Genomic DNA, 23,731 nt, shown 5'->3' on the forward strand with positions numbered 1-23,731 from the left:
CTATGCACCCGTTAGGCCTCACCGCCGTCGTGCCCTGCTACGACGAGGCGGACAGCGTCGCGCAGACCCACGCCGAGATCGTGGCCGCGCTCGGCGGCTACGACCTGGAGATCCTCTTCGTCGACGACGGCAGCGGCGACGGCACGCTCGCGGAGATCCAGCGGCTCGCCGCCACCGACGACCGCGTCCAGTACCTGTCGTTCAGCCGCAACTTCGGCTTCGAGGCGGCGTTCTCGGCAGGGTACAAGTACGCGCGGAAACCGTGGCTCGTGCACCTCGACGCCGACCTGCAGTTCCCGCCGGCCGAGGTGCACCTGCTGGTGGAGCGGGCCCTGGAGGGCTTCGACGCCGTGTTCGGGGTGCGGCGCACCCGGCACGACCCGTGGCACCGCCGGTGGGGCGCCGCCTGCTACCACTGGCTCGGCCGGCGGCTGCGCGTCCGCATCCCACCCGGCGCGACCACGTTCCGGGTGCTGCGCACCGAGCTCGCCCGGCGGGTCGTCGAGCTGCGCCTCGGCACGCCGTACTTCCTGGCCACCGTCCCGCTGCTCACGTCGAGGATCGCGACCGTGCCGGTCGAGCACCGGGAACGCACCCGCGGCACGTCGAAGTTCCGCCTCGGGCGGCTCATCGGGCACGCGCTGGAGCTGTACGTCGCCTTCTCCCGCCGCGCCGTGCACTGGGTCGCGATCGTGCTGCTGCTCGCCGCGCTCGTGACGGCCGGGCTGGCGGCCGCCGCGTTCGCCGGCTGGGTCGGCGTCGCGCCCGCGATCGGCGGCGCGCTGCTCGCCGAGTGCGTCGCGCTCGCCGGCGCCGCCGTCATGCTCCGCTACACGGTGCTCGTCGCCGACGCGCAGCCGCGCCCCGCCATGTTCTACATCCGCGAGGCGTCGATCCCGGTCGACGCCTCCGACCAGCTGTTCCCCGGCGCCAGAGCGGTGCCGCACATCCCCGTACAGCGTGGAGACGCCGCATGAAGAGCCTGCTGATCCTGGGCGCCGCCGACGGTGCGATGGCGACCTACCGCACCGCCCGGGCGCTGGGGTTCCGGACGATCGCCGTCGACCTGCGCGACACCGCGCCGGCCGTCGCGCTCGCCGACGAGCTGCTGCCCGTCAGCACCCGCGACGTCGCCGCCCTCAGCGAGATCCTGCGCCGGCGCACCGACGTCGCCGGGGTCCTCGCCCCCAGCAGCGACATCGCGCTGCCGACGCAGCTCGCGCTCGCCGAACGGTTCGGGCTGCCGTGCGGCCTCACCGAGGAGACCGTCGCGGCGTCGGTGGACAAGCGCCGCTTCCGCGCCGTCTGCGACGAGCTCGGCCTGCCCGGCTACCGCTGGGTCGACGGCGCCGACTGGCGCGGCGCGGGTCTGACGTTCCCGCTCGTGGTCAAGCCCGCCGACGCGCAGAGCAGCCGCGGCGTGGCCCGCTGCCCGGACGAGTCCACAGTGGACGCGGCGATCGCCGAGGCGCTCCGCTTCTCGTACGGCGCCGGGATCGTCATCGAGGAAGAGGTCCAGGGGCAGCACTGCGGCTGCGAGTGCGTCATCGACGGCGGGCGGGTCGTCTTCATGGCCCTCACCGAACGCCGGCTCACCCCGCCGCCGCAGGCGACCACCACCGCGCACCTGCTGCCGGCCGGCGTCCCCGACGGCACCCACGACGCCATCGTCGCCGACGTCGACGCGATCTGCGCCCGGCTCGGGTACCGCCGCGGCCCGCTCAACCTCGACCTCGTCGTCGACGCCGACGGCCGGCCCCGGCTCATCGAGATGGGCGCCCGCACCGGCGGCGACCCCCTCGGCGAGCTCGCCAAGCACTGCTACGGCGTCGACCCGATCGAGGCGTCGATCAGCGTCGCCGTCGGCGCGCCGCTGCCACCGGTCCCGCCCGCCATGGTGCCGCACCCGGTGATGGTGCAGCTGCTGAACGCGGCGGACACCGGTACACTCGCCGCGATCCACGGCGTCGAGGAGGCGCGCACCTGGCCGGAGGTGCTCAGGATCGCGCTGCTGGCCGAGCCGGGCCGGGCCGTCACCTCGACGATCGACCTCACCAGCAAGCTCGGCTACGCCCTGCTGACCGCCGACACCCCCGAACGGTTACGCGCCGCCGCCGACCGGCTGCTGTCGACGGTGCGCTTCGAGGTGCGGCCGTGAAGCGCTTCTTCGGCCTCGTCGCCGCCACGCTGGTCTCCGGGGTGCTGCTGGTGGCGCTCGCCCCGGACGGCAAGCAGCTCGACTCGCTGTGGCTGTTCCTGGCGTACCTGCTGCCCTTCGTCCTCGCCACGGAGACCATCGCCGCGCTGGAACCCGAATGGCTGCGCCGGTGGCGGCTGCCCGAGGTCGTCGGGGTCCTCACGTTCACGGCCGTGTTCTGCGGCTTCGTCCCGCGCATGTTCGACCGGGTCATCGCGGACGACTTCGAGGGCTTCTACTCGCTGGTCCGGGTGCTCGCGCCGCTGCTGATCCTCGCGTTCGCGCTGCACCAGCGGCTGGGCGGCTCGGCGTCGGCGACCGTGCGGCGGATCTGCTACGCGAGCATCCTCGTCATGCTGTCGGGGCTGGAGGACCTGTCGTTCTGGCTGTGGCGCGGGCAGCCGGTGCCGCAGCGGTGGGACTGGGCCGACCACATGACCGTCCGGCTCGGCCACGTCGCGAGTCGTACGGAGGCGTACGTCTTCATCGCCGCCCACCTCGTCGCCGCCGTCGCGGTGCTGTGCTGGCCGTCCCCGCCGCGCCTGGTGGGCCCGCCCGCGGGTGCCGCGCCGGCCGGCCGTGACACCGCCCGCGGCGGTGGCTTCCTCGCCGACCGCTCATGACCCTGCTCGCACCGGAGGCAGAGCCGCGCACCGCCGCCCCCGGCGGCGGGATGATGCTGGCGCTGTTCGCCGGCCGCGGCGCGTTCCGGGCGACCAGCCAGCTCGCGCCGCTGGTGCTCGCCGTGCCGTGGGGCGCGGCCCGCTTCGCCGACTACGCCGGCGCCGTCGGCGTGTCGGCGTGGACGGTGTTCGTCGCCTCCAGCGGCGAGAAGGCCGCCCTCAAGCTGGTGCCCCGCACCCCCCGCCTCGGCGGGTACATCGCCCGGGTCGTGCTGCGGGTCGCCGCGGTGCCGGTCACGGTGGCGGCGGTCGCGTTCGCCGCCGCGTTCCTGTCTGGGCGCGACCACCTGCGGGTGGTCGCCGCCGCGCTGCTGTGGTCCGCCGCGCTCGGCCTGCTGCAGCTCGCCGTCGGCCTGCACCGGGTCCGCGGCCACCCCCGCACCGACGCGGTCACGTTCGCCGTGATGACCGGCGCGCTGCTGACCCTGTCCGCCGTCACGTTCCACTTCGCGTGGCCGCCGCTGTGGCAGCTCACCATGCTGGCGGCGGCGGCCCTCACCGCGTCCGCGGTCCTGCTGTGGCGCCTGCCGTCCGGCTGGTCGGTGTCGGGTCGTGCCGCCCGGGGTGTCGGGACCGCCGTGCGCCGCCGCCGGGTCGCCCGGCTGGTGCTGCGGACCTGCGTCCTGCTCGGCCTGCCCGAGCTGATCGCCAGCCTGAGCCTCGCCGTGTGCTACCTGGTCCTGCGCATCGCCGGCCACGGCACCGAGAGCGGCCCCTTCTACGTCGCCGTGACCGCGTCGGGCTTCTGTTCGGCGGCGCTCACGTACCTGCTGCGCCTCCGCCAACCGGTGACGTCGCTGCGGTTGCGCGGCCCCGCGGGCCGGGCGGGGCGGGCGAAGGCGCGGCGGATCCTGCGGTTCGCGGTGCTGCTCTGCCTGCCCGGCGTGCCGCTGGTCGCGTTCCTGGCGCCGGGCACGCTGCTGCTCACCCTGCTGACCTGCCTGGAGACGCCGCTCTTCGCGCTCGTCGCCTACGCCGGCTACCTGGTGGAGAACACCGACGGCCGCTCGCCCCGCCTCACCGCTGCCGCCGCGGCCGTGGGGCTGGTCGTCGTCACGGTTTCGGCGGCGGTACTGGTCCCGCACGCCGCCTCGTCCGGCGCGATGGCGGCGCTGCTGCTGTCCGCCGGAGCGAGCGCGCTGAGTCTCGACGCCGGCCTCAGTGGAAGGTGGCGTCGCACAGTTCCACACGGGGGATCATGATGGTAGATGTGACAGCTGTCAGGGAGGGCTTGACGGTCGGGCTGCACGACCCGGTCACCGACCCGGAGCCGGCCGACTGGGAGGCCCTGCGCGCCCGCGCCGGCCTGCGCGCCAACTGGGCCTGGCCGGTCATGCGGGCCGGGGTGCTCTCCGGCGCCGACCCGGTGCTGCTCGCGGTGCTGTCCGATGTGGAGGGTCCGGTGGGCCTGGTCGCCGCGTCGGTGGTGGCGCCGCGCCACCGGGCCGGCGGACCCGGGTTTCCGCGGCTGGGGTACCTGCACGTCCAGGCGCCGCAGAGCAGCGCCGTGCCGGGATTCTGGTTCGCGCCGTCCGCGGTGCAGGAGCGGGCGTCGCTGGTGCGCGCGTTCCGCCGCGCGGCCCGGCGGACCCTCGGGCCGGGTGTCCGGGGGGTGCTGTGGCGGCAGCTCGGCGACGGTGACGACGCGTGGCTGCCGTGGCCGCGGTACACCAGAGACACCGAGCCACTCGCTGTGCTGGACGCACCTGCGTCGGTCGACGCGTGGCTGGCCGGCCTGGGTCAGAAGCGCCGGGCGAGCGTGCGCCGCACCCAGCGGCTCGTCGCCGCCGACCCCGACCTTCTGGTGCGCACGGGCAGGGTCGGCGAGGTCGTCACCCCGGCGGAGCTCGCCCACCTGACCCGGCTCAACTTCGCCAAGCACGCGGCCGGCAGCGTCGAGCTGCGCAGCGGCCCCCGCTCGGAGGTGTGGCAGGCGGCGGTGGCCGGCCGTGCCGACGTGTGCGTCGTGGCGTACCGCGACGCCGCCGGCCGGCTCCTCGGCGCCGCGACGATCCTGGACGACCCGGTCTGGCCGGTCTGGCTGTCGTGGGGCGCGCTGCCCGTCGAGGACGGCGGCCGGCGGCACCTGTACTTCGACCTGTTCCGCCGCCTCGTGGAGCGCGTCGTGGACCGCGGGGCGCGCGGCATGATCCTCGGCAAGGGCATGTCCGAGCTGAAGTCCGACCTCGGCGCCCACCTCGTTCCCCAGCACGGCGCCGTGACCGCCTGACGTGGTGGCCGGCGGTCGCGGGTGGGTCGAGGGCTATGCCGGGGTGGCCTGGTAGAGCAGGTCGGGGCCGTCCTCGCCGCCATGGTCCAGGTGGGGGGCGCGGTGCAGGCCGATCCGGGTGGCGACGCGCTGGGACGCCACGTTGGCCGGGCGGACGCGGGCCACCAAGGGGAGGTCCGGGCGGTGCTGGGCGGCCCAGGCGACGGCGGCCGCCGCGGCCTCGGTGGCGTAGCCCTGGTGCCATGCGGTGGGTGCGAGGCGGTAGAACAGGTTCAGCGCCGGTTCGCCCCGCAGCGGCATGAGTTTGAGGCCGCAGAAGCCGACCAGCGCCGGGGGTGCGGCGGCCGGCGCGGTCAGCACGGTCCAGTAGCCGAAGCCGTGACGGTCCCAGTGGGTCGTCCAGTGGTGCAGGCGTTCGAGCGCCTCGGAGCGGGTCCGCAGGCGGTCGCCCGGGTTGTGCAGGCAGGCGAGCGGGTCGCGGTGGACGTCGAGGATGGCCTCGACGTCCCCGACCGCGGGGCGGCGCAGCAGGAGGCGCTCGGTCCGGATGTCTCCGGCGGGCGTCACCGCCGCGGCCTGGGGCGACGGTGGAAGCCGGCGGGTGGAGGTCATCGCTGGAACTCCGAGACGACGAAGCGGCCCTTGCCGCCGGCGGTGAGCTCCAGCGCGTCGGCGTGGCGGACGTCGAGGTCGAAGGGGCGGCCGGCGGTGGTGTGCAGCCAGGCGCGGGCCTCGCGGGCGAGGTCGTCGAAGCCGCGGTCGGCGCGGCCGTCGGGGACGAGGAAGATGGTGATGTTGCCGGCGGAGTCCTGGCGGACCATGCACTCGGCGACGCCGGGGGTGCTGATGGCCATGCCGATGAACGTGCCGGCGTAGATGCGCTCGCCGTCGGGAAGGACGACGTAGTCGTCGGCGCGGCCCTTGGTCAGGTGCAGGCGGGCGAAGGTCCGGCCGCACGCGCAGCGGCCGGTGTGGCGGGTGGCGCGGTCGCCGAGCCAGTACCGCAGCAGCGGCATCGCGCGCTCGCGCCAGCCGGTGACGACCACGTGGCCTTCGGTGCCGTCGGGGACGGGGTGGCCGTCGGGGTCGACGATCTCGACGTGGACGCGGTCCTCGGCGACGTGGAGCTGGCCTTCGGCGCAGTCGTACGCGATGTGCATGAGCTCGTAGGCGGAGTACTCGTTGAAGATCGGCACGCCGAAGCCCTCGGTGAGCTGGTGGCGGACCTCGGGGGTCAGCAGCTCCGACTCGGTGAAGACGGCGCGCAGCGTGCGGCGCAGCGTCGTGAGCTCGTCGGGCCGCATGCCGCGCAGCAGGTCGCGGAGCAGCACCGGATACCCGATGACCGCGTGCGGGCGCTCGCGCAGCAGGTGCTCGACCCGGGTGCGGACGGGCAGCGCGCTGAGCACGACGGCGCGGCGGAAGACGCCGAGCTTCTGATACCACGCGGTGTCGAGCGGGAACGGCTTGAAGTGCACGAGGCGCGACCAGGGCCGGTAGCGCCCGCCGGCGGCGGCGAAGCGGCGGATGTTGCAGGCGCGGTCGTGGGCGTAGTTGGCGGGATCGTGCCACGCCTCGAGGATCTGCCCGCTGGTGCCGCTGGTGGTGTAGACGGTGACGGCGTCGCGGGTGAAGGCCGGGTCGCGGAACCGGTCCTCGCCGAGCGCGAGCACGTCGGCCTTGCGGAGCATGGGCAGGCGCGCGAAGTCGGCGAGGTCGTGTGGGGTGCCGATGTCGTACCGGTCGCCGCTGTAGGCCGGGACGCGGGTGCGAGCGTGCTCGAGCGCGTCCCGCAGCCCGGCCAGGGTCAACCGGTCGAGCGTGCCCCGGTCATGGCGCTGCGCCCGCAGCACGGACCGGATAGAAAGAAGGCCATCGATCGTCGACATGCCCGGAAGTCTTCCAGACCGGGCCCTGGATCGATGTCACGAACTCGTCGCGGCGAGCCGGTCGGTGCGCTGTGCCGCGCCGGTCGCCCGGAACAGGTCCCGCAGCACTCCGATCTCGCCGCCGTGGTGCATCGTCTCGCGGTTGACGTGCGCGATCAGGGCCGCCATCGGGTCCGCGGAGAAATAGGCGCCCTTCGGTCCCAATGGCGCGCTCAGTGCGGCCTCGTCGAGTGCGGAAACGTGCCCGTGCCACTCGCGGTAACTGGCGTCCAGGAACGCTACGGCATCCTCGGCGGTGTGCGGCAGATCCGCCGGTACGTGCCGCGGGTCGAACATGTCGGCGCCGTCGCCGGCACTTCCGTCGCCGAAGAACGTGCTGCTCCGGATCACGAAACAACCGACGGCGATGTGCATCATGCGCCATGCGATGGTCGTGACCGGCGCCGGGTCCGCGTCGCGGCTGCCGGGCTCGGCGCGGTAATTCCCGTCGGCGTCCGGGCGGACCGACAGGCAGCCCGCCACCGGTTCCCAGAAATATTCCTCGTCGGTGAGGCCGTCCAGCCTGGGTCGCAGATGCGCGTCCCAGTAGAACGCCAACTGGCCGGTGAGCAGGTCGCCCCAATCGGGTGTGGAAGTGTTCGTCATGGGTAGAGTCTCGCCGATGCCGGGATCAGGCGCAGCGACCCACCCGGGTCGTAATTGGACCGACACGATCGGTGATCGTGCCTATTTGAAACCGAGCGGACTTCAAATCCGCAGAATGGGCGATACTATTTTCTGCGATGGCGGCCGTTCGGTCGCCGCCGTCACCCGTTTCCCTTGCCGAGGAGGCGCCGTCATGGCCAAGCGCGTCATTCAAGAACTGATCGACGACTTGGACGGCAAGCCGGCCGACGAGAGCGTGCAGTTCGGCCTCGACGGCGTGCAGTATGCGATCGACCTGTCGAAGAAGAACGCCGAGAAACTGCGCGTCGCGTTGAAGCCCTACATTTCCGCTGGCACGAAGGTCGGGCGTGGCGCGATGCCCGCCGCCCGGTCCGGTTCGGGCCGCGGGCGGGGTGCCAGCCGGGGTGACCGCGACCAGAACCGGGCCATCCGCGAGTGGGCGCTGGGCGCCGGCTACCAGGTCTCCGACCGGGGCCGGATCAAGCAGGAGATCGTCGACCAGTACCACGCCGCCGCCGGCCGCTGACCACCACCACCGTCGTCCGCTGAAGCCGCCGCCACCCGCCGCCGCCAAGAGCCATCCATGATCGAGTAGCGGATCCGGCCGTCATCACGACCGGATCCGCCATTCGATCAACAGCGTGGTCAGTGGGCGGCGGCCAGGGCCGGCTCCGTGGCGTCGTCCACGGTCACCGGCAGGGAGCCGGGGCGGACGACCAGGAACAGCGTCGCGGTCGCGGTGAGCATGCCGCCGGCGATCACCACCGCCATCGCCGTCGCGCCGGTGCCGAGCACGCCGACGAGCGGGGCCGCGACCGCGCCGACCCCGAACTGGACCGCCCCGAGCAGCGCCGCCGCCGTCCCCGCCGCCTCGCCGTGGCGGGACATGGCGAGCGCCGGGGCGTTGGGCAGGGCCAGGCCCGCCGCGGTGAGGACCGCCCACAGCGCCGCCAGCAGGGCCGGCAGCCCGCCGAGGCCGGTGGCGGCCAGCAGGACCATGACCGCTCCGGCGAGCGTGCCACCCGCCAGGGCCGACACGAGGATGCGCTGCGGCGAGTACCGGCGCAACAGCCGCACGTTGTACTGCGTGCCGCCGATCAGTCCGACGGCGCCGGCGCCGAAGGCCAGTCCGAACTGCGCTTCGCTCAGGCCGTACACCTGCTGCAGGACGAACGAGGAGCCGCCGACGTAGGCGAAGAGCGCCGCCATCGCGAAACCGGCCACGAGCACCAGGCCGACGAAGATCCGGTCGCGCAGCAGGGAGCCGTAGACGCGCAGGACGCCGGTGACGCGGCCGGAGCGGCGGCGGGCCGGCGGGAGGGTCTCGGGCAGGGCGAGCACCGCCAGGGTGGTGAGCAGGACCCCGAACGCGGCGAGCACCACGAAGACCCCGCGCCACTCGGTCCAGCGCAGCACGGCGCTGCCGAGGGTGGGCGCGAGGATCGGGGCGGCACCCATGACCAGCATCAGCCGGGAGAACAGGCGGGCGAACGCGGCACCGCTGAACAGGTCGCGCACGATCGCCATCGCGACGACCGACGACGCGGCGACGCCGAGGCCCTGCAGCACCCGCAGGCCGCCGAGGACGCCGACGTTGGGCGCGAACACGCAGGCGACCGACGCGAGCACGTGCAGGACGAGCCCGGCGACCAGCGGCAGCCGGCGGCCGACCGCGTCGGACCAGGGGCCGATGGCGAGCTGGCCGAGCGCCAGGCCGGCGAGGGTGCCGGTGAGGGTGAGCTGCACCGCCGTCGAGGTGGTGTGCAGGTCGCCGGTGATGCTCGGCAGCGCCGGCAGGTACATGTCGATGGTCAGCGGGCCGATCGCGATGAGCGAACCGAGGACGAGCACAAGACGGACGGGGTTCACGGTCACATCCTGTGGTCAAGCGTGTGGACAGACGTTTCATTCCCTTGATACGCGGTCGCCTGAAGGGCGTACAGCTGGGCGTAGAGGCCGCCGGCGGCGGTCAGCTCGTCGTGCGTGCCCTCCTCGACCAGGGCGCCGTGGTCGAGGACGAAGATCCGGTCGACCTCGCGGACGCTCGCCATGCGGTGCGTGATCAGCACCACGGTCCGGCCGGCGGCGAGCTCCCGCAGCCGGCCGTAGACGGCGTGCTCGGCGCGGGGGTCGAGGTTCGCGGTCGGCTCGTCGCAGATCAGCAGCGGCGCGTCGCGAAAGAACGCGCGGGCGATCGCGAGGCGCTGCCACTGGCCGCCGGACAGCTCCGCACCGTCGTTGAAGTGCCTGGAGAGCAGCGTCTGGTACTGGCGGGGCAGCTCCACGATGAAGTCGTGGGCGTCGCCGCGGCCGGCGGCGGCCTCGATCTCGGCCTGGGTCGTGGCCCGGTCGTGCCGGCCGGCCGTGATGTTCTCCGCCGCGGACAGCGGCCAGTTGGTCGGGTCCTGCATGACGACCGCGACGTGCTCCCGGACGCTGTCGGGGTCGCGCCCGGCGAGGTCGGCGCCATCCCACGCGATGACGCCATGGTCCGGCCGGTACAGCGCGGCGAGCAGCTTCGCGAGGGTGGACTTGCCGGACCCGTTCTCGCCGACGAGCGCGATCGTCTGCCCGCGGCGGATGGTCAGGCTCACGCCGGACACCGCGGGCCGCTGCGCGCCGGGGTAGGTGAAGGTGACGCCGTCCAGGGTCAGCGTCTCGAAGCCGGCCGGCGCGGGCGGCAGGTCGAGCGGCTCGGAGCGGGCGGTGGCGAGCGCGCGGAAGGACTCGTAGTCGCCGAAGTAGAGGCCCTGCTCGTAGAGGTGGTTCACCGCGAACGCGACCTGGGTGAGCGCGTTGATGCCGGTGCTGATCGCGTACGCCGCGGCGCCGCCGACGGCGATGTCCATCCGGCCGGTCAGCAGCAGCCCGAGGAGGGCGGCGTACGCGGCGCCGGTCGCGAGCGCGCCGAGCGCGTGACCGACGAGGTTGGTGCGGACCTGCGCGGACGACACCTTGATCTGCTCGCGGGTCACCGCGTCGAGGAGGCGCCGGACCTCGGCCAGCAGGTACCGCTGCAGGGTGAACGCGCGCAGCTCGCCGGCCTGGTCCCGCTCGGCGAGCAGCTCCGACAGCATCCACTTGCGCCGCCACACGGCGATGAGGCGCAGCTGCTGGCGGTACCCGAGACGGGCGGAGCGCACGGCGGCCCAGAAGTTCGGCACGACGGCGAGCACCAGCAGCGGCAGCAGGATCGGGTGGAGCACGGCCAGGACCCCGGCGGCCGCGGCCAGCGACACGACGTTGGTGCCGAGCTCGATGGCGTGGTCGACGACCCGTTGCGCGGCGTCGATGCCCCGGTCGCGGGCCCGCTGCATCCGGTCGCGCCAGTCGGCGTCGTCGAACGTCGCCAGGTCGACCCGGGTGGTCAGCTCCAGCAGCCGCAGCTCGGCCGCCTCGTACACCTGCGGCGACAGCCTGCCCTGCGCGGCCGTCGCCGCGGCGGCCAGCAGCGTGCGGGCGGCGCCGGCGGCGACCATGACCAGCAGCGACGGCACGGCGGCGCGGATCCGGTCGGGGGTGGGGCCCTCGCGCAGCAGCCCGTCGAGGACGCCGACGACGTTGACGAGGCCGACGCCGGAGGCGACCCCGGCGGCGAGGTTGCCCACCACGACGACGGCGGTGGTGCGCCGGTCGGTCCGCCACGCCAGGCGCCACGCCTGCAGCAGCAGCCCCGGCAGCCGGCGCACCATCCGGCCGAACGACGCCGACGCCGCCTCGGCGGTGGCCGTCAACCAGTAGGGGACCGCGAGATCGTCTGCCGGGTCGGCACTTTCGATCGCCATCCATCTATGGTGCCTCGCGCAGGTAAACGCTCAGGTCGGCCGGACGGCCGCCGATCGGGCGGAGGTGAACCTTGCCGCGGTGCTGATCGTGCGTGACTCGGCCGCCATGCTGGACCGGTGTCTGACGTCGCTGCGTGGGGTCGTCGACCTCATCCACGTGCACGACACCGGCTCGAAGGACGACACCCCGGCCATCGCGGCCGCGCTCGACGCCGTCGTCAGCCACGGCACCTGGACCGGCGACTTCGCCGCCGCCCGCAACACCGCGCTCGCCGAGGCGGCCACCGCCCGCGGCGCCCCGTGGACGCCGGCGGACTGGGTGCTCAGCATCGACGCCGACGACCGGGCCGTCGCCGTGCCCGGCAAGCTCCGCGAGGTCCTGGCCGCGACGACCGCCGACGCGCTGCTGGTCGACATCGACAACGCCCACGACGAGCTGCCCTACACGTTCCGCACGGCCCGGCTCTTCCGCCCGGCGCAGCTGCGGTGGCAGGGCCGGGTGCACGAGCACCTGGTCCGCATCGCCGGCGGCGCCGCGCCGGACGTGTTCGTCGACCGCGGGCACGGCACCGGCGTCGGCACCGGGCACCTGCAGGCGACGGGCACGGTGCAGGGGATCGGGATCGCGGAGTGGCCGTCGGCGCCGCGCGACGCGATCCGCCTGGAGCATCAGGGGTACGCGGACCCGGACGAACGACGCAGCAAGGCCGAACGCAACGTCGAGCTGGCCCAGGCGATGCTGGACGGGATCGCCGACGGCTCCACGGACGGCGCCCGGGACCCGGTGCGGGTCGCGGACATCCTGCTGGACCTGGGGCGCAGCCTCGTCGGGGCGGGCCGCACCCAGGACGCCGTCGACGCGTTCGAGACGCTGCGGGAGCTGGCGCCCGGCACCCGGCAGTGGGTCCTCGGCACCGACGCGCTCGCCCGGCTGCTGCTCGGCGCCGGCATGGACGAGGCGGTGCTGGTGCTGACCGCGCAGCTGCGCGGCGCCGGCGTCGCCCGCGACTACTGCGACTGGCTCGACGCGCAGGCCCTCGCGCAGCTCGGCGACGTCGCCGAGGCGTGGCGGCTGCTGCAGCCGGTGCAGCGGGTCGTCGACCCCGCCGGCCGGGTCTACCCGCCGGAGCACCTGGCCGAGCTCAAGCGCCTGGTGGACCGGCTGCACGCCATGTCCTGACGCCGGCGCGTCGATCGTGGCGGGCTGGGTATGGGCAAGGGCATGCGAATCGGCTACTTCCTGTCCTGCGAGGAGTACACCCCGGCGCAGCTGATCGAGCAGGCGAAGCTCGCCCAGGACGCCGGCTTCACCGGGCTGTGGATAGCGACGCGTGGCCCAGCGCGGCCGAGCGCCTGGAGATGCTCGACGAGGCCGTCGCCGTGATGCGGGAGCTGTGGGAGGGCGGGTTCGTCAGCCACCGCGGCACCCACTACACCGTCGAGCAGGCCCAGGTGTACACGCGCCCGGAGACCCCGCCGAAGGTGTACATGTCGGCGTTCGGGCCGAAGGCCCTGGAGCTCGCCGGGCGGATCGCGGACGGGTTCATGGCGAACGTCGGACCGCACTACGCCGAGCTCATCGACCTGTACAAGCGCGAATTCCTGTGATTGGGGGAGCTGTCATGCCGCAAGGGGTGTGGAGTGCCAAGCGGGAGCGGCAGTACGAGCACGTCAAACGCCAGCAGAAGGCCCAGGGCCGGCCGGAGGAGGTCGCGGAGGAGATCGCGGCCCGGGTGGTGAACAAGGAACGCGCCCGCGCCGGCGAGTCGCGCACGGCGAGCCGCACGTCGACGCAGGACATGTCGTCGGCACAGCGCGGGGCGCTGCGGGCCCGGACCACCGGCCCGGCCGGCCGCACCCGGGACCAGCTCTACGAGGAGGCCAGGCGCAAGAACGTCAAGGGCCGCTCCCGGATGACGAAGGCGGAGCTGGAGAAGGCGCTACGGTGACGGGGTGCTGTCGGAGTACGTGCGCCGCCCCGCCGGGCCGCGGGTGCGACCGTTCGCGACCTGGTACAGCGGCTACCGCGAGACCGGGGTCGCGCCCGCCGTGCACCGGGGGCTGCCGTCACCGACCCTGACGCTCATCGTCACTCTCGACGACCCGTTGCGGGTCGCGGCGCACCCTTCGGCGCAGACGCCGCCGGGGGTGTACGACACGCTGCTCGGCGGGCTGCACACGACGCCGGCGACGATCGTGCACGACGGCCGGCAGTCCGGCATCCAGATCGGCCTGTCGCCGCTCGGCGCCCGCGCCCTGCTCGGCCTGCCCGCCGGTGAGCTCGCGTCGCTGGACGTCGCCGCCACGGACGTCTTCGGCCCGTTCATCGACCTGCTGCGCGACCGGGTGCGGGCGGTGGGCACCTGGGCCGAGCGGTTCCGGATCGTCGACGAGATGCTGGCGACGAGGCTCACCGACCCGGTGCTGCCCGCGCCGGAGGTCGTGCACGCGTGGCGGCTGCTGCGCGGCGGCACCGTCACCGCCGCGGCGGTGGCCCGGGAGGTCGGGTGGAGCGGGCGGTACCTCAGCAGACGGTTCAACGAGGAGATCGGTCTGGCACCGAAGGCGGCGGCCAGGGTCGCCCGCTTCGACGACGCCCGCCGCCGCATGCAGGAGGGCGCGGACTCCCTCGCCGCGGTCGCGGCCGCCTGCGGCTACTACGACCAGGCGCACCTGACCCGGGAGTTCAGCGCCCTGGCCGGGCTGCCGCCGGCGCGGTGGCTCGCCGAGGAGCGGCTGCCGCCGTTCCGAAACGTCCAAGACCCGGACGTGCCCTGGTCGGCAGACTGGGCCGCATGACAACGACACCAGCACCGCAGGTGTGGCCGACCCTGCGCGCCACCGACGCCCGCGCCCTCATCCGGTTCCTCGTCGACGTCTTCGGCTTCCGGGAGGTCGTTGTGCACGGCGACGGCGACCGGGTCGACCACGCCCAGCTCGCCTGGCCGCTGGGCGGCGGCATCATGCTCGGCAGCGTCCGCGACGCCGACGGCGACAGGTGGCCGCTGCGGCCCGGCACGTTCGGCGCCTACGTGGTCACCGACGACCCCGACGCCCTCTACAAGCGCGCGGTCGACGCCGGCGCCGAGGTCGTCATGGAGCTCACCGACACCGACTACGGCTCCCGCGACTTCATCGTCCGCGACCCCGAGGGCAACCGCTGGTCGTTCGGCACCTACCGCGGCGAGCCCAGCTGAGCGCTTGATCGCTGCCGTGGTGCTTCAGGCGCTGCGGCGGCGGTCCGAGTTCATCGGCCACGGGGTGGCGGTCGCCTGGGCGGCGGCGTCCGCGTCGGTGACCAGGCCGCGCGGGTCGGCGGCGAGAGCGCTTTCCAGCGTCCGGTACGTCTGGATCGTGGACAGCGTCCCGCCTTCACGCAGCGTGTGGACGACCGCCGGCGCCGGCACCGCCAGGACCAGCGATCCGCCCTGCTCAAGGGCGATACCCGCAGTGACGCGCAGCATCATCACGCCGGTGCAGTCGATGGCGGTGACCTTCGCCAGGTCGATCACGATCCTGGGCTCGGGGCGCAGCAACAGCTGGGAGAGCGCGGTCTCCAGCTGCATTGCACTGGCCGCGACCAGCGCGCCGTGACACGTCAGCACCGTCGCGGCAGCGAGTCGGTCCACCGCGAAGGTGAGAGCTGCCATGCTGCCGACGATACGGTCCGCCGTGACGGTCCGTGAACCTCTGTCCAGGTGGAGGGACCACCCGACTGGCCGGTGACTGGACAGCCGGACGTCGCTTCGGGTGATCCGAGCAGCGGCCGGTCATTGGTCGGGCGGGTGTTCATGGACGAACCGGGGTGGGTACGCAACCAGTAGCCCCCGCGAACCGTCACGCCCGGACGAAAGGTGCTTCTGCGGTGAAATTGGACACTCGGCCGGCGGTCGTGGACTGCGCGCTGTACGTCGGCGGCGTCCGGCAGCCTGACGAGCTGCCGCTCGCCGAACTGTACGAGCGGGCCTGCGACCAACCGGATGCGTTCGTCTGGATCGGCCTGCACGAACCGGATCCGGACCAGTTCGCCGAGGCCGAGAAGGTGTTCGGGCTGCACCCGCTGGCCGTCGAGGACGCGCTGAACCCGATGCCGCAGCGGCCGAAGGTCGAGCGGTACGAGGACGTGACGTTCTTCGTCGCCCGGACCGCCCGCTACGTGCCGCACGAGGAGCTGACCGAGACCAGCGAGGTGATCGACACGGGGTCGGTCAGGGTGTTCCTCGGCCGCCAGTTCGTGGTCACGGTGCGTCACGGCGAGGCCGGTGAGCTGCGCTCCGCCAGGCACGACCTGGAGGCCAACCCGGCGCAGCTGGCCGCCGGCCCGTGGGCGGTGCTGCACGCGATCCTCGACCGGATCGTCGACGCCTACCTGGCCATCGTCACCGCCATCGACACCGACGTGCAGGCCCTGGAGATGGCCGTGTTCCGCCGGGACAGCGGCATCAGCATCGAGCGCGTCTACCAGCTGAAGCGGGAGCTGATGGAGTTCCGCACGGCGGCGGTCCCGCTGCAGCGGCCGCTGGTCACGCTGCTGGACAAGCAGACGTTCGCCCTGGCCAAGGAGATCCGCCGGTACTTCCGCGACGTCAACGACCACCAGACCCGGGTCGTGGAGCAGATCGTCAACTACGACGACATCCTCAACTCGATCCTGCAGGCCCGCCTGGCGCAGGTCACCATCGACCAGAACGACGACATGCGCAAGATCGCGTCGTGGGCGGCGCTCGCCGCGCTGCAGACCGCGATCGCCGGCATCTACGGGATGAACTTCGTCTTCATGCCGGAGCTGCACTGGCGCTACGGCTACTTCTTCGCCCTGGCGCTGATGTTCGGCAGCGGGCTGCTGCTCTACCGGGCGCTGCGCCGCAACGGCTGGCTGTGACTTTGTCCGGCTGCGGCTTCGACTTGCCTTACGCCGCCAGGCCGAGGGAGCGCATGTGGCGGGTCTCGCGGGCGGCCCGGGTCAGCGCCTGCACGGTCCGGGGGCCGGCGACGCCGTCGATGGTGAGCCCGGCCCTGGCCTGGAACCGGCACAGCGTGAGCGGCACGTCGGACACGGGGGAGCGCGGGTGCAGCAGGCCGATCTCGGCGAGGAGGTCACGGACCTCGCGCGGGTCGGCGGGCGGCGCGGCGGTCTCGGGAGCGCTGACGGCACCGGCGAGCGCGGCGCCGACGGCCTGCAGGGTGCGGCGGACTGTCATGCCCTCAAGTGTGGTCGGCCGGGCCGCCCGCCGCGTCAGGGCTTTCGGTCACTCCGACCCTGAGTTTGCCCTGAGGCACACCTAAGCACCTGGAATGACGACGCCGAATCCGGTGCGGGCGAGGCGCAGCAGGACCTGCCCCGGCGCGGTGAGCGTGGCCAGCTTCGCCGCCGAGGCGTCCTCGAGTTGGCGGATGCGGGTGTCGTACGACTCCCGCCCCTGCCTCCTGGCGGCATCGAGCACGGCCGTGTTGCGCCACACCTTGGCCCGCGCCTCGGTGAGCAGCCGGCGGGTCGCGGCCCGGTTCACCGGCGCCAGGACCCGGTCCAGCAGGCTCGGCCTGGCGGCGGTGCGACCCTCCACCTCCTCGGCCCTGACCCGCGCGAGCAACACGGTGTCGACGTGCGTGTGGTCGCGTTCCCGGGCGGCCCGCAGCTCCTCGTCGTCGAACTCGGCCGGCCCGATCACCGCGATCAGCGACTGCGGCAGGTCGTAGTTGATGTGCGCGTTCATGCCGAGCAGCACATGCCGCAGCGCCGGCAGCCCCGGCCGCTCCCGCGCCGTGTCGAACGCGATCCGCCACGGCCGCGACACCTCCTCGCCCGCGAGGTCCGCGTCGAGCGCGTCCAGGTACAGCTCGGCGAACGCGACGTCCCACCGGTTCAGCCACGCCGCGTCCAGGAACCCGCCCCGCTCGATCTCCTCCGCGACGGCAAAGGTGGTCCGCAGGTACGTCCCGTGGAAGTGCCGCCGCGCGTCGGCGGGTGCGAGCCGCGCGAGCCCGTCCTCCATCCGCCGGATGACCCCAGCGACCGCGTCGTCCATGCTCACCTCGCCCGGAGCTGTTCGTATCCTTCAGCGGTCCCGATCGCCTGCCGGGCGGCCGGGTTGCTGAGGTACTGGTTGACCGCACCGGCCAGGAACTCGGGCCGGACCCAGGTGTCGCCGGGCGTGTGCGTCGGCTGTCCGTACCGTGCCGCCTCGACCGTCTCCCAGGGCAGCTCGCGGACACCGAAGAGGGAGGTGACCCGCAGTCCTTCGGGCCGCAGCTCGATCCGCCCGGCGCGGCGGGCCAGCCGGGCGACCCGCACCAGGAACAGGACCGCCATGAGCGGAATGCCGACCCGCGAGGCCACGAGGTCGAAGTAGTTACCGGGCTCCTGCCACCCGTACGTGCAAACCAGGGCGGTCGCGACGGCGAGCGCGGTCGCGGCGTTCACCGCCTGCGCCTTCGTGGCCACCGGTGCCACGAAGGCACCGCCGTCGATCTCGAACGCGGCCGGGCGCCGCAGTGGCTGCAGCCGCCACCTGATGACCTGCATGGCGCCGAAGAACACGGTCGGCGGCAGGAAGAAGACGCCGATGCCGAGCACCATGTCGTGGAGGAAGGTCTCGTGCCAGCGCACGGCCGCCGCGATCCAGGCCGCCGCCAGCGCGGCTGCCACCCAGACGGCGACCATGGCACCCCGAATGGACCGCAGAGCGACGGGTGCGCTCGGTGAGGTCACGACCGCAGTGTGCGGCAACCGCGCAAGCATCGACAAGCGTTCGTCAGCCGCACAGGGCGCGGCGCAGGTGCTCATACCCTTCAGCGGTGCCGATGTTCTCCCGCGCGGCCGGATCGGCCAGGTAGTGGTTGATCGCGGCGGTCAGGAACTCGCGGCGGACCCATGCCTCGTCCGCCGGCCAGGTGGAAGACTTCGCCGCCAGTTGCTCCCAGGACACGTCGCGGTCGGCGAAGAGGGACCTGACGCGCAGCCCCGCGGGGCGCAGTTCGATCCGCCCGGACTGCCGGGCCAGCGCGGCGACCTTCACCAGGAAGCCGGCCACCAGGCACGCGAGGATGACACGGTGGAACCGCACCGGGAAGGGCGACCACCAGTCGTCGGGCATCTGTTGCAGGGACAGGATGGCCGACGAGTGCGCCAGGGTGAGCAGCAACGCCGCGCTCGCCGCCGCCACCTGAGTGGCCGCCGGTGCGACGAAGGCGCCCCCGGTGACCTCGAACGCGGCCGGCCGCGGCCGCGCCTTCAGGACCCCTACGACGATCAGCGCGCCGATGACGAGCGCCAGCGGTGGCAGGAAGAAGGCGGCGAAGCCAGCTGCGTCGTCGTGCCAGGCGTTGTGCCAGCGCCGGGCGACGGCGTACCACACCAGTACCGACGCCGACAGCACCACAAGGCCGACCGCCGCGGACCGGAGAGGGCGCGGGGCGATGAATGCCGTCGGTGAGGTCACGGTCGCAGTGTGCGGCAGCCGCGCCGGCATCGACAAGTGTTCCTCAGCCGCACAGGACGCGGCGCAGGTGCTCGTGCTCCTCGGCGGTGCCGATGTGCTGCCGTGCGGCGGGATCGGTCAGGTAGTGGTTGATCGTGTCGGCCAGGAATTCGCGCAGGACCCAGGCCTCGGCCGTGGGCAGGGACGCCTTCACCGCGCCGCGGCGGGCGAGGCCGGTGGCGCGCACGAGGTCCGGCCGGCCGATGCGCAGCTTCGGCGCCATGAGCCCGGTCCGTGGCGGCCCCGCCGACACCGCGTCCCACGGGACCTCGCGGGTGCCGTAGGCGTACGTGATCAGCAGTCCTTCGGGGCGCAGCAGTATCCGGCCGGCGCTGCGGGCGCGCATGTGAAGCCGTCGCAGGAAGGCCGCCACCATGAGCGCGATGACGGTGCACCAGCCGGCGACGGCGCTGCCCGGCATGGTCTCCGGCCCGTCGACCAGCAGCGTGCCCGCGCCGACGGTGCTGCCCGCGAGCGCCGCGACCGCGGCCGCCGCCGACAGCCGGTCGGCCGGCGGGGCGATGAAGGCGCCGTCGCGGACCTCGAAGGCCACCGGGCCGCGGCGCCGGTGACACGACGTGAGATAGGCGAACGTGACGGTGGCGAACAGCAGCGGCGGAACCACCAGGGCGTCTTCCCGCGCCGACTCGCTCCAGCCGCCGCTCCAGAGGAGACCGGCGGTGAGCCAGGCCGGCACCAGCGTCACCGCCGCCACCAGGACGGCGGTGCCCGCGCGGCGGGGGCGGCCGACGGCGGGTGCGGTCAGCGAGGTCACGGTCGCAGTGTGCGGCAACGGTGCGAGCATCGACAAGCGTTTGTCAGGCGCGCAGGACGCGGCGCAGGTGGACGTACCCCTCGGCGGTGCCGATACTCTGCTGGGCGGCGGGGACGGCCAGGTAGTAGTTGATCGCGTCGGTCAGGAACTCGCGCCGGACCCAGGCGTCGCCCGTGGGCAGGAAGGCCTTCACCGCGCCACGGCGGGCGAGGCCGGTGGCGCGCACCAGGTCTGGCCGGCCGATGCGCAGCCTCGGGTCCGTGAGCCCGGTCCGTGGCGGGCCGCCCGACACCGCTTCCCATGGGATCTCGCGGCTGCCGTACGCGTACGTGATCAGCAGCCCTTCGGGGCGCAGCAGCATCCGGCCCGTCCTGCGGGCGCGAATGAGGAGCCGCAACACGAAGGTTGCCGCCGTGAGCGCGAGGCAGATGTACCAGGTGGCGACGAACTCGCCGAGCCAGTCCTCCGACCGGTCGAACATCAGCATCCCGGCGCTGGCGGTGGCGCCGGCGAGCACGGACGTCGCGAACGCCGCCGACAGCTGGTCGGCAGGCGGGACGACGAAGGCCCCGTCGCGGACCTCGAAGGCCACCGGGCGGGAGCGCGCGAGACTCCACGTGAGGTAGCCGAGCGTGGAGCCGGTGAAGAGCACCGGCGGCAGCATCAATGCCTCGGCCCGCACCGAGGTGCTCCAGCCGTCGCCCCAGATGAGTGCGGCGGTGAGCCAGGCCAGCACCAGCGCGACCGCCACGGCGAGCGGGACGGTGCCCGCGCGCCAGGGCCGGGCGAAGGCGGGTGAGGGCAGCGAGGTCACGGTCGCAGTGTGCGGCAACGCGGCGGCGCCGGCAATCAATCCCTAGTCAACCGGTAGGTGTTGTGGGTATAGTGCCGCTCGAACGTTGCTGTACACGGCTGTCAATGAGGAGTGTCATCGATGCGTCGGCTCTCGGTCGTTCTGGCCGGTGTCATGGTCCTGCTCGGCACCACCCTGGCGGGGTGTGCCGCGGACAAGGAGCCGGCCGCCGCGCAGCCGGGTGCGGCGGAGGAGCCGTTGCGCGTCGGGTACCAGCGCTTCGGCGGGCTCAGCCTGGTGAAGGCGCGCAAGGCGGAGGCCGCCGGGACGACCTGGTCGCTGTTCGAGAGCGGGCCGGCGCTCACCGAGGGCATCAAGGCCGGCGCGATCGACATCGGCCAGGTGGGTGAGGCGCCGCCGATCTTCGCGGCGGCCGGCAAGATCGACTTCAGGATCATCGGTACCTCGAAGCCGGTGCCGAAGGGCGAAGCCGTCCTCGTCAAGGCGGCCAAGGGGTACACCTCCTTCAAGGACCTCAAGGGCAAGAAGGTCGCGCTCAACAAGGGGTCCAACGTCAACTGGCTGCTCGTGCGCCTCCTCGAAGCGAACGGCATGACCATCAAGGACATCGACGTGCACTACCTCAAGCCCGCCGACGCCCGGCCCGCGTTCGACAACGACCAGGTCGACGCGTGGATTATCTGGGACCCGTACTTCTCCCTCGCCGAAACGCCGGGCGTGAAGGTGCTCGCCGACGCGACCGGCCTGGCCAACAACCGCGAGTACATCCTCGTGTCGCCGCAGGCGCTGAAGTCGAAGCCCGGGAAGATCCGCGAGTTCCTCAAGACCTACCGCGAGGTCACCGACTGGGGCATCGGCAACCCCGACGAGCGGGTCAAGATCCTCGCACCCGAGCTGAACATCCCCGAGGACGTCGCCCGCCGCGCCCTGGACCGCAGCGCCCAGCCGCTCGCCGCGATCGACGCGTCCATCGGCACCGAGCTGCAGGAGATCGCCGACGGGTTCACCGAGCTGCAACTCATCCCCGGCAAGGTCGACATCAAGGGCCGCGTCGACGAGCAGTTCTCGGACATCCTGCGTTGACGACGCTCCTGACCCGCCCGCCGTCGCTGCGGGTCCCGCCGCGGCGGCGCCCCGCGGCCCGGCGCTGGCTGCGGGCGGTGACGCCGCTGGTCCTGCTCGCCGGGTGGGAGGGCGGGGTCCGCGGCGGGCTGCTCGATCCCGACAAGCTGCCCGCCCCGAGCGCGGTGCTGGAGACCGGCTGGCGGCTCGCGCTCGAAGGCACCCTCGGCGACTACCTGCTCGACTCCGTCCAGCGGGCCGTCCTCGGGCTGCTCATCGGCGGCCTGCTCGGCCTGGCGCTGGGCACGCTCGCCGGGCTCGTCCGGCTCGGCGACGACCTCGTCGACCCGACCGTGCAGATGGCCCGCATGCTGCCGCACCTGGGCCTGGTGCCGCTGCTCATCATCTGGGTCGGCATCGGCGAGTCCCTGAAGGTGACGCTCGTGGCGCTCGGCGCGTTCTTCCCCATCTACCTCAACACGTACTCCGGCATCCGCAACATCGACGAACGCCTCGTGGAGGCCGCTCGCACCTGCGGACTCTCCGGCCTCGAGCGCGTCTGGCACGTCGTGGTGCCCGGCGCGCTGCCGTCGCTGTTCCTCGGGGTGCGGCTCGCCTTCGCCGCCGGCTGGCTCAGCCTCGTCGTCGGCGAGCAGGTCAACGGGCAGGGCGGGCTCGGGTTCATGATGATGGAGGCCCGCGAGTTCAGCCAGACCGACGTCGTCGTGCTGGGCCTCGTCACGTACGCGCTGCTCGGCCTGGTCTCCGACCTGCTGCTGCGCCTCGGTGAGAGGAGGTTGCTGGCATGGCGGCACGGACTGCGGGCCCGGTGACCGCGACCGGGGTCCGGCGGGCCTTCGGCGACACCGTCGTCCTCGACGGGGTCGACATCAGCATCGCCGCCGGCGAGGTCGTCGCGCTGCTGGGTGGCAGCGGCTCCGGCAAGAGCACGCTGCTGCGCATCCTCGCGGGCCTGGACGGCGAGGCGACCGGCGACGTGTCCACCACCGACGCCACCGCCGTCGTGTTCCAGGAGCACCGGCTGCTGCCGTGGAAGCGGGTCGCGGCAAACGTCGCCCTCGGCGTGCGCGGCCCCGCCCTCAGGGAGCGGGTCGACGCCGCCCTCGAGGAGGTCGGCCTCGCCGATCGTCGCGACGCCTGGCCCGCGGAGCTGTCCGGCGGGCAGGCGCAGCGGGTGGCGTTCGCCCGGGCGCTCGTACGGGAACCCGACCTCCTCCTGCTCGACGAGGCGTTCGGTGCGCTCGACGCCCTCACCCGCCTGCGGATGCAGACCCTCTTCGGCCGCCTGCGGGCGACGCACGGCTTCGCCGCGCTGTTCGTGACGCACGACGTGGACGAGGCGCTGCTGCTCGCCGACCGGGTCCTGGTCCTGGACGGCGGCCGGATCGCCGAGGACCGGCTGGTGCCGCTGCCGCGCCCGCGGGCGGTGGACATGCCGGGGTTCGGCGCTTCCCGCCGGTCGCTGCTGGGGCTGCTCAACGTTCCGGTTGGTTGAGCTTCTCCACGCGGTAGGTCAGGTGGGTGGCCTCGGCGGTGTGGTGCTGCTCCAGCGGGATGAGCGTCACCGGGCTCTTGTCGGCTCCGGTCTCGAACAGCGGCGTGCCGCCGCCGAGCAGCACCGGGGCCACGTGCAGGGCGAGCCGGTCGACCAGGCCGGCTCGCAGCGCCTGCTGGATGATGCTCGCGCCGCCCATGATGTGCACCATCCGCTCCTGGGCGACGGTGGCCGCCGCGCGGATCGCCGCCTCGACCCCCTCGACGAACGTGAACGCCGTCTCGCCCCTGGTCACCGGCTCCTGCGGGCGGTGGGTGACGACGAAGACCGGCATGCCGAAGTAGCCGTTCTCGCTCGCCCAGCCGTTGGTCGCGTCGTACACCTGCCGGCTCGTCACCACCGCACCTGCCGCGCCGAACGTCTCCTTGAGCAGGCGCTTGCCGTCGGCGGTCCAGACCCACGCGTGCAGTGCGTCGCCGCCCGCGCCGAGCCCGGGGTGCCGGTCCAGGTCCGGCCCGGTGACGTAGCCGTCCACCGACATCGAGATGTTCGCCTCGACCAAAGCCATGTTCTGCCGTCCTTCCGGTTTCGTGTTCTTCGGGTGTACCGATTTCTTTCTGGTGTACCCGATGAGTT

Annotated in this window: 28 protein-coding genes; 15 read left to right on the forward strand and 13 right to left on the reverse strand. The window is 73.2% G+C overall.

Annotation, left to right across the window (positions count from 1 at the left end):
• The first annotated feature begins 2 nt into the window (after positions 1-2).
• The 5 genes from AB0J72_RS05530 to AB0J72_RS05550 are packed head-to-tail and all read left to right on the forward strand — an operon-like array spanning position 3 to position 5,110.
• Positions 3-977 carry a glycosyltransferase family 2 protein gene (locus tag AB0J72_RS05530; protein ID WP_363394703.1) on the forward strand — a complete coding sequence of 325 codons (975 nt, stop codon included), beginning with the start codon at positions 3-5 and terminating at the stop codon, positions 975-977.
• The gene (locus AB0J72_RS05535) at positions 974-2,158 is read left to right on the forward strand and encodes an ATP-grasp domain-containing protein (protein ID WP_363394705.1); all 1,185 of its coding nucleotides are present in this window, start codon (positions 974-976) and stop codon (positions 2,156-2,158) included. Before AB0J72_RS05530 ends, AB0J72_RS05535 begins: the two co-directional genes overlap by 4 nt.
• Positions 2,155-2,820: a hypothetical protein gene (locus tag AB0J72_RS05540; RefSeq protein WP_363394707.1), complete on the forward strand. Its 666-nt coding sequence runs from the start codon at positions 2,155-2,157 to the stop codon at positions 2,818-2,820. The genes AB0J72_RS05535 and AB0J72_RS05540 overlap by 4 nt, the downstream gene beginning before the upstream one ends.
• Positions 2,817-4,082 carry a hypothetical protein gene (locus AB0J72_RS05545; RefSeq protein ID WP_363394708.1) on the forward strand — a complete coding sequence of 422 codons (1,266 nt, stop codon included), beginning with the start codon at positions 2,817-2,819 and terminating at the stop codon, positions 4,080-4,082. The genes AB0J72_RS05540 and AB0J72_RS05545 overlap by 4 nt, the downstream gene beginning before the upstream one ends.
• Before the next feature lie 8 nt (positions 4,083-4,090).
• The gene (locus AB0J72_RS05550; RefSeq protein WP_363394710.1) at positions 4,091-5,110 is read left to right on the forward strand and encodes a hypothetical protein; all 1,020 of its coding nucleotides are present in this window, start codon (positions 4,091-4,093) and stop codon (positions 5,108-5,110) included.
• 33 nt (positions 5,111-5,143) lie between these two features.
• Here the strand turns inward: AB0J72_RS05550 and AB0J72_RS05555 are convergent, their stop codons facing one another.
• From AB0J72_RS05555 to AB0J72_RS05565, 3 genes are read right to left on the reverse strand one after another with little or no spacing between them, the layout of a single operon-like run.
• Positions 5,144-5,722: a GNAT family N-acetyltransferase gene (locus AB0J72_RS05555; protein WP_363394712.1), complete on the reverse strand. Its 579-nt coding sequence runs from the start codon at positions 5,720-5,722 to the stop codon at positions 5,144-5,146.
• Complete coding sequence (locus AB0J72_RS05560) at positions 5,719-6,999, reverse strand: AMP-binding protein (RefSeq protein ID WP_363394714.1); 1,281 nt, start codon at positions 6,997-6,999, stop codon at positions 5,719-5,721. Before AB0J72_RS05560 ends, AB0J72_RS05555 begins: the two co-directional genes overlap by 4 nt.
• A 36-nt stretch (positions 7,000-7,035) precedes the next feature.
• Positions 7,036-7,710 carry a DinB family protein gene (locus AB0J72_RS05565; protein WP_363394716.1) on the reverse strand — a complete coding sequence of 225 codons (675 nt, stop codon included), beginning with the start codon at positions 7,708-7,710 and terminating at the stop codon, positions 7,036-7,038.
• Positions 7,711-7,837: 127 nt separating this feature from the next.
• Between AB0J72_RS05565 and AB0J72_RS05570 the strand changes: the two genes are divergently transcribed.
• A complete protein-coding gene (locus AB0J72_RS05570) occupies positions 7,838-8,191 on the forward strand; it encodes an Lsr2 family protein (protein ID WP_363394718.1) in 354 nt (117 codons plus the stop codon).
• A gap of 119 nt (positions 8,192-8,310) precedes the next feature.
• On the opposite strand, the gene AB0J72_RS05575 is transcribed toward AB0J72_RS05570, so the two are convergent.
• Together AB0J72_RS05575 and AB0J72_RS05580 are read right to left on the reverse strand one after the other, a co-directional pair.
• Positions 8,311-9,534, reverse strand: a complete 1,224-nt coding sequence (locus AB0J72_RS05575; RefSeq protein ID WP_363394719.1) for a multidrug effflux MFS transporter — start codon at positions 9,532-9,534, stop codon at positions 8,311-8,313.
• A 2-nt stretch (positions 9,535-9,536) separates the two neighbouring features.
• Positions 9,537-11,450 carry an ATP-binding cassette domain-containing protein gene (locus tag AB0J72_RS05580; RefSeq protein ID WP_363394721.1) on the reverse strand — a complete coding sequence of 638 codons (1,914 nt, stop codon included), beginning with the start codon at positions 11,448-11,450 and terminating at the stop codon, positions 9,537-9,539.
• 79 nt (positions 11,451-11,529) lie between these two features.
• Here AB0J72_RS05580 and AB0J72_RS05585 point away from each other — a divergent pair, with 79 nt between their 5' ends.
• The 5 genes from AB0J72_RS05585 to AB0J72_RS05605 all read left to right on the forward strand — a co-directional run bounded on the left by AB0J72_RS05585 (position 11,530) and on the right by AB0J72_RS05605 (position 14,647).
• Positions 11,530-12,630, forward strand: a complete 1,101-nt coding sequence (locus tag AB0J72_RS05585; RefSeq protein WP_363394723.1) for a glycosyltransferase — start codon at positions 11,530-11,532, stop codon at positions 12,628-12,630.
• A gap of 137 nt (positions 12,631-12,767) precedes the next feature.
• Positions 12,768-13,058 (forward strand): LLM class flavin-dependent oxidoreductase, encoded by a 291-nt coding sequence (locus AB0J72_RS05590; RefSeq protein WP_363394725.1) that lies wholly within the window; start codon positions 12,768-12,770, stop codon positions 13,056-13,058.
• 14 nt (positions 13,059-13,072) lie between these two features.
• Positions 13,073-13,399, forward strand: a complete 327-nt coding sequence (locus AB0J72_RS05595; RefSeq protein ID WP_363394726.1) for a plasmid stabilization protein — start codon at positions 13,073-13,075, stop codon at positions 13,397-13,399.
• Between the two features lie 4 nt (positions 13,400-13,403).
• Positions 13,404-14,249 carry an AraC family transcriptional regulator gene (locus tag AB0J72_RS05600; protein WP_363394728.1) on the forward strand — a complete coding sequence of 282 codons (846 nt, stop codon included), beginning with the start codon at positions 13,404-13,406 and terminating at the stop codon, positions 14,247-14,249.
• Entirely contained in the window at positions 14,246-14,647 is a 402-nt protein-coding gene (locus tag AB0J72_RS05605) for a VOC family protein (protein WP_363394730.1), read from the forward strand. Before AB0J72_RS05600 ends, AB0J72_RS05605 begins: the two co-directional genes overlap by 4 nt.
• A gap of 24 nt (positions 14,648-14,671) precedes the next feature.
• On the opposite strand, the gene AB0J72_RS05610 is transcribed toward AB0J72_RS05605, so the two are convergent.
• On the reverse strand, positions 14,672-15,100 hold the full coding sequence (locus tag AB0J72_RS05610; protein WP_363394732.1) for an STAS domain-containing protein: 429 nt from the start codon (positions 15,098-15,100) through the stop codon (positions 14,672-14,674).
• 215 nt (positions 15,101-15,315) lie between these two features.
• Between AB0J72_RS05610 and corA the strand changes: the two genes are divergently transcribed.
• The gene (gene corA, locus AB0J72_RS05615) at positions 15,316-16,332 is read left to right on the forward strand and encodes a magnesium/cobalt transporter CorA (RefSeq protein WP_363394734.1); all 1,017 of its coding nucleotides are present in this window, start codon (positions 15,316-15,318) and stop codon (positions 16,330-16,332) included.
• Positions 16,333-16,360: 28 nt separating this feature from the next.
• Here corA and AB0J72_RS05620 read toward each other — a convergent pair whose 3' ends face one another.
• From AB0J72_RS05620 to AB0J72_RS05645, 6 genes are all read right to left on the reverse strand, one after another.
• Positions 16,361-16,651: a peptidoglycan-binding domain-containing protein gene (locus AB0J72_RS05620; protein ID WP_363394736.1), complete on the reverse strand. Its 291-nt coding sequence runs from the start codon at positions 16,649-16,651 to the stop codon at positions 16,361-16,363.
• A gap of 81 nt (positions 16,652-16,732) precedes the next feature.
• Positions 16,733-17,476, reverse strand: a complete 744-nt coding sequence (locus tag AB0J72_RS05625; protein WP_363394738.1) for a DUF5995 family protein — start codon at positions 17,474-17,476, stop codon at positions 16,733-16,735.
• A gap of 2 nt (positions 17,477-17,478) precedes the next feature.
• Complete coding sequence (locus tag AB0J72_RS05630) at positions 17,479-18,159, reverse strand: hypothetical protein (protein ID WP_363394740.1); 681 nt, start codon at positions 18,157-18,159, stop codon at positions 17,479-17,481.
• 43 nt (positions 18,160-18,202) lie between these two features.
• Complete coding sequence (locus AB0J72_RS05635) at positions 18,203-18,889, reverse strand: hypothetical protein (RefSeq protein ID WP_363394742.1); 687 nt, start codon at positions 18,887-18,889, stop codon at positions 18,203-18,205.
• 43 nt (positions 18,890-18,932) lie between these two features.
• The gene (locus tag AB0J72_RS05640) at positions 18,933-19,703 is read right to left on the reverse strand and encodes a hypothetical protein (RefSeq protein WP_363394744.1); all 771 of its coding nucleotides are present in this window, start codon (positions 19,701-19,703) and stop codon (positions 18,933-18,935) included.
• Positions 19,704-19,746: 43 nt separating this feature from the next.
• A complete protein-coding gene (locus tag AB0J72_RS05645) occupies positions 19,747-20,517 on the reverse strand; it encodes a hypothetical protein (RefSeq protein WP_363394746.1) in 771 nt (256 codons plus the stop codon).
• A 120-nt stretch (positions 20,518-20,637) separates the two neighbouring features.
• On the opposite strand from AB0J72_RS05645, the gene AB0J72_RS05650 reads away from it, so the two are divergent.
• Genes AB0J72_RS05650 through AB0J72_RS05660 form a run of 3 tightly spaced genes read left to right on the forward strand, consistent with a single transcriptional unit; the run spans position 20,638 to position 23,095 of the window.
• Positions 20,638-21,600 (forward strand): aliphatic sulfonate ABC transporter substrate-binding protein, encoded by a 963-nt coding sequence (locus AB0J72_RS05650; RefSeq protein WP_363394748.1) that lies wholly within the window; start codon positions 20,638-20,640, stop codon positions 21,598-21,600.
• The gene (locus tag AB0J72_RS05655; RefSeq protein WP_363394750.1) at positions 21,597-22,412 is read left to right on the forward strand and encodes an ABC transporter permease; all 816 of its coding nucleotides are present in this window, start codon (positions 21,597-21,599) and stop codon (positions 22,410-22,412) included. Before AB0J72_RS05650 ends, AB0J72_RS05655 begins: the two co-directional genes overlap by 4 nt.
• Positions 22,385-23,095 carry an ABC transporter ATP-binding protein gene (locus AB0J72_RS05660; protein ID WP_363394752.1) on the forward strand — a complete coding sequence of 237 codons (711 nt, stop codon included), beginning with the start codon at positions 22,385-22,387 and terminating at the stop codon, positions 23,093-23,095. The genes AB0J72_RS05655 and AB0J72_RS05660 overlap by 28 nt, the downstream gene beginning before the upstream one ends.
• Here AB0J72_RS05660 and AB0J72_RS05665 read toward each other — a convergent pair.
• A complete protein-coding gene (locus AB0J72_RS05665; protein WP_363394754.1) occupies positions 23,076-23,663 on the reverse strand; it encodes a dihydrofolate reductase family protein in 588 nt (195 codons plus the stop codon). The genes AB0J72_RS05660 and AB0J72_RS05665 overlap by 20 nt on opposite strands.
• Between the last annotated feature and the right edge of the window lie 68 nt (positions 23,664-23,731).

This window comes from Dactylosporangium sp. NPDC049742 (genome assembly GCF_040674675.1).
GTDB classification, from domain to species: domain Bacteria; phylum Actinomycetota; class Actinomycetes; order Mycobacteriales; family Micromonosporaceae; genus Dactylosporangium; species Dactylosporangium maewongense.

Coding starts and splice junctions, on each gene's coding strand:
- AB0J72_RS05545 (WP_363394708.1), top strand. CDS start 2,817: ATGACCCTGCTCGCACCGGAGGCAGAGCCGCGCACCGCCGCCCCCGGC.
- AB0J72_RS05535 (WP_363394705.1), top strand. CDS start 974: ATGAAGAGCCTGCTGATCCTGGGCGCCGCCGACGGTGCGATGGCGACC.
- AB0J72_RS05620 (WP_363394736.1), bottom strand. CDS start 16,651: ATGACAGTCCGCCGCACCCTGCAGGCCGTCGGCGCCGCGCTCGCCGGT.
- AB0J72_RS05665 (WP_363394754.1), bottom strand. CDS start 23,663: ATGGCTTTGGTCGAGGCGAACATCTCGATGTCGGTGGACGGCTACGTC.
- AB0J72_RS05660 (WP_363394752.1), top strand. CDS start 22,385: ATGGCGGCACGGACTGCGGGCCCGGTGACCGCGACCGGGGTCCGGCGG.
- AB0J72_RS05625 (WP_363394738.1), bottom strand. CDS start 17,476: ATGGACGACGCGGTCGCTGGGGTCATCCGGCGGATGGAGGACGGGCTC.
- AB0J72_RS05610 (WP_363394732.1), bottom strand. CDS start 15,100: ATGGCAGCTCTCACCTTCGCGGTGGACCGACTCGCTGCCGCGACGGTG.
- AB0J72_RS05570 (WP_363394718.1), top strand. CDS start 7,838: ATGGCCAAGCGCGTCATTCAAGAACTGATCGACGACTTGGACGGCAAG.
- AB0J72_RS05605 (WP_363394730.1), top strand. CDS start 14,246: ATGACAACGACACCAGCACCGCAGGTGTGGCCGACCCTGCGCGCCACC.
- AB0J72_RS05555 (WP_363394712.1), bottom strand. CDS start 5,722: ATGACCTCCACCCGCCGGCTTCCACCGTCGCCCCAGGCCGCGGCGGTG.
- AB0J72_RS05530 (WP_363394703.1), top strand. CDS start 3: ATGCACCCGTTAGGCCTCACCGCCGTCGTGCCCTGCTACGACGAGGCG.
- AB0J72_RS05580 (WP_363394721.1), bottom strand. CDS start 11,450: ATGGCGATCGAAAGTGCCGACCCGGCAGACGATCTCGCGGTCCCCTAC.
- AB0J72_RS05560 (WP_363394714.1), bottom strand. CDS start 6,999: ATGTCGACGATCGATGGCCTTCTTTCTATCCGGTCCGTGCTGCGGGCG.
- AB0J72_RS05650 (WP_363394748.1), top strand. CDS start 20,638: ATGCGTCGGCTCTCGGTCGTTCTGGCCGGTGTCATGGTCCTGCTCGGC.
- AB0J72_RS05595 (WP_363394726.1), top strand. CDS start 13,073: ATGCCGCAAGGGGTGTGGAGTGCCAAGCGGGAGCGGCAGTACGAGCAC.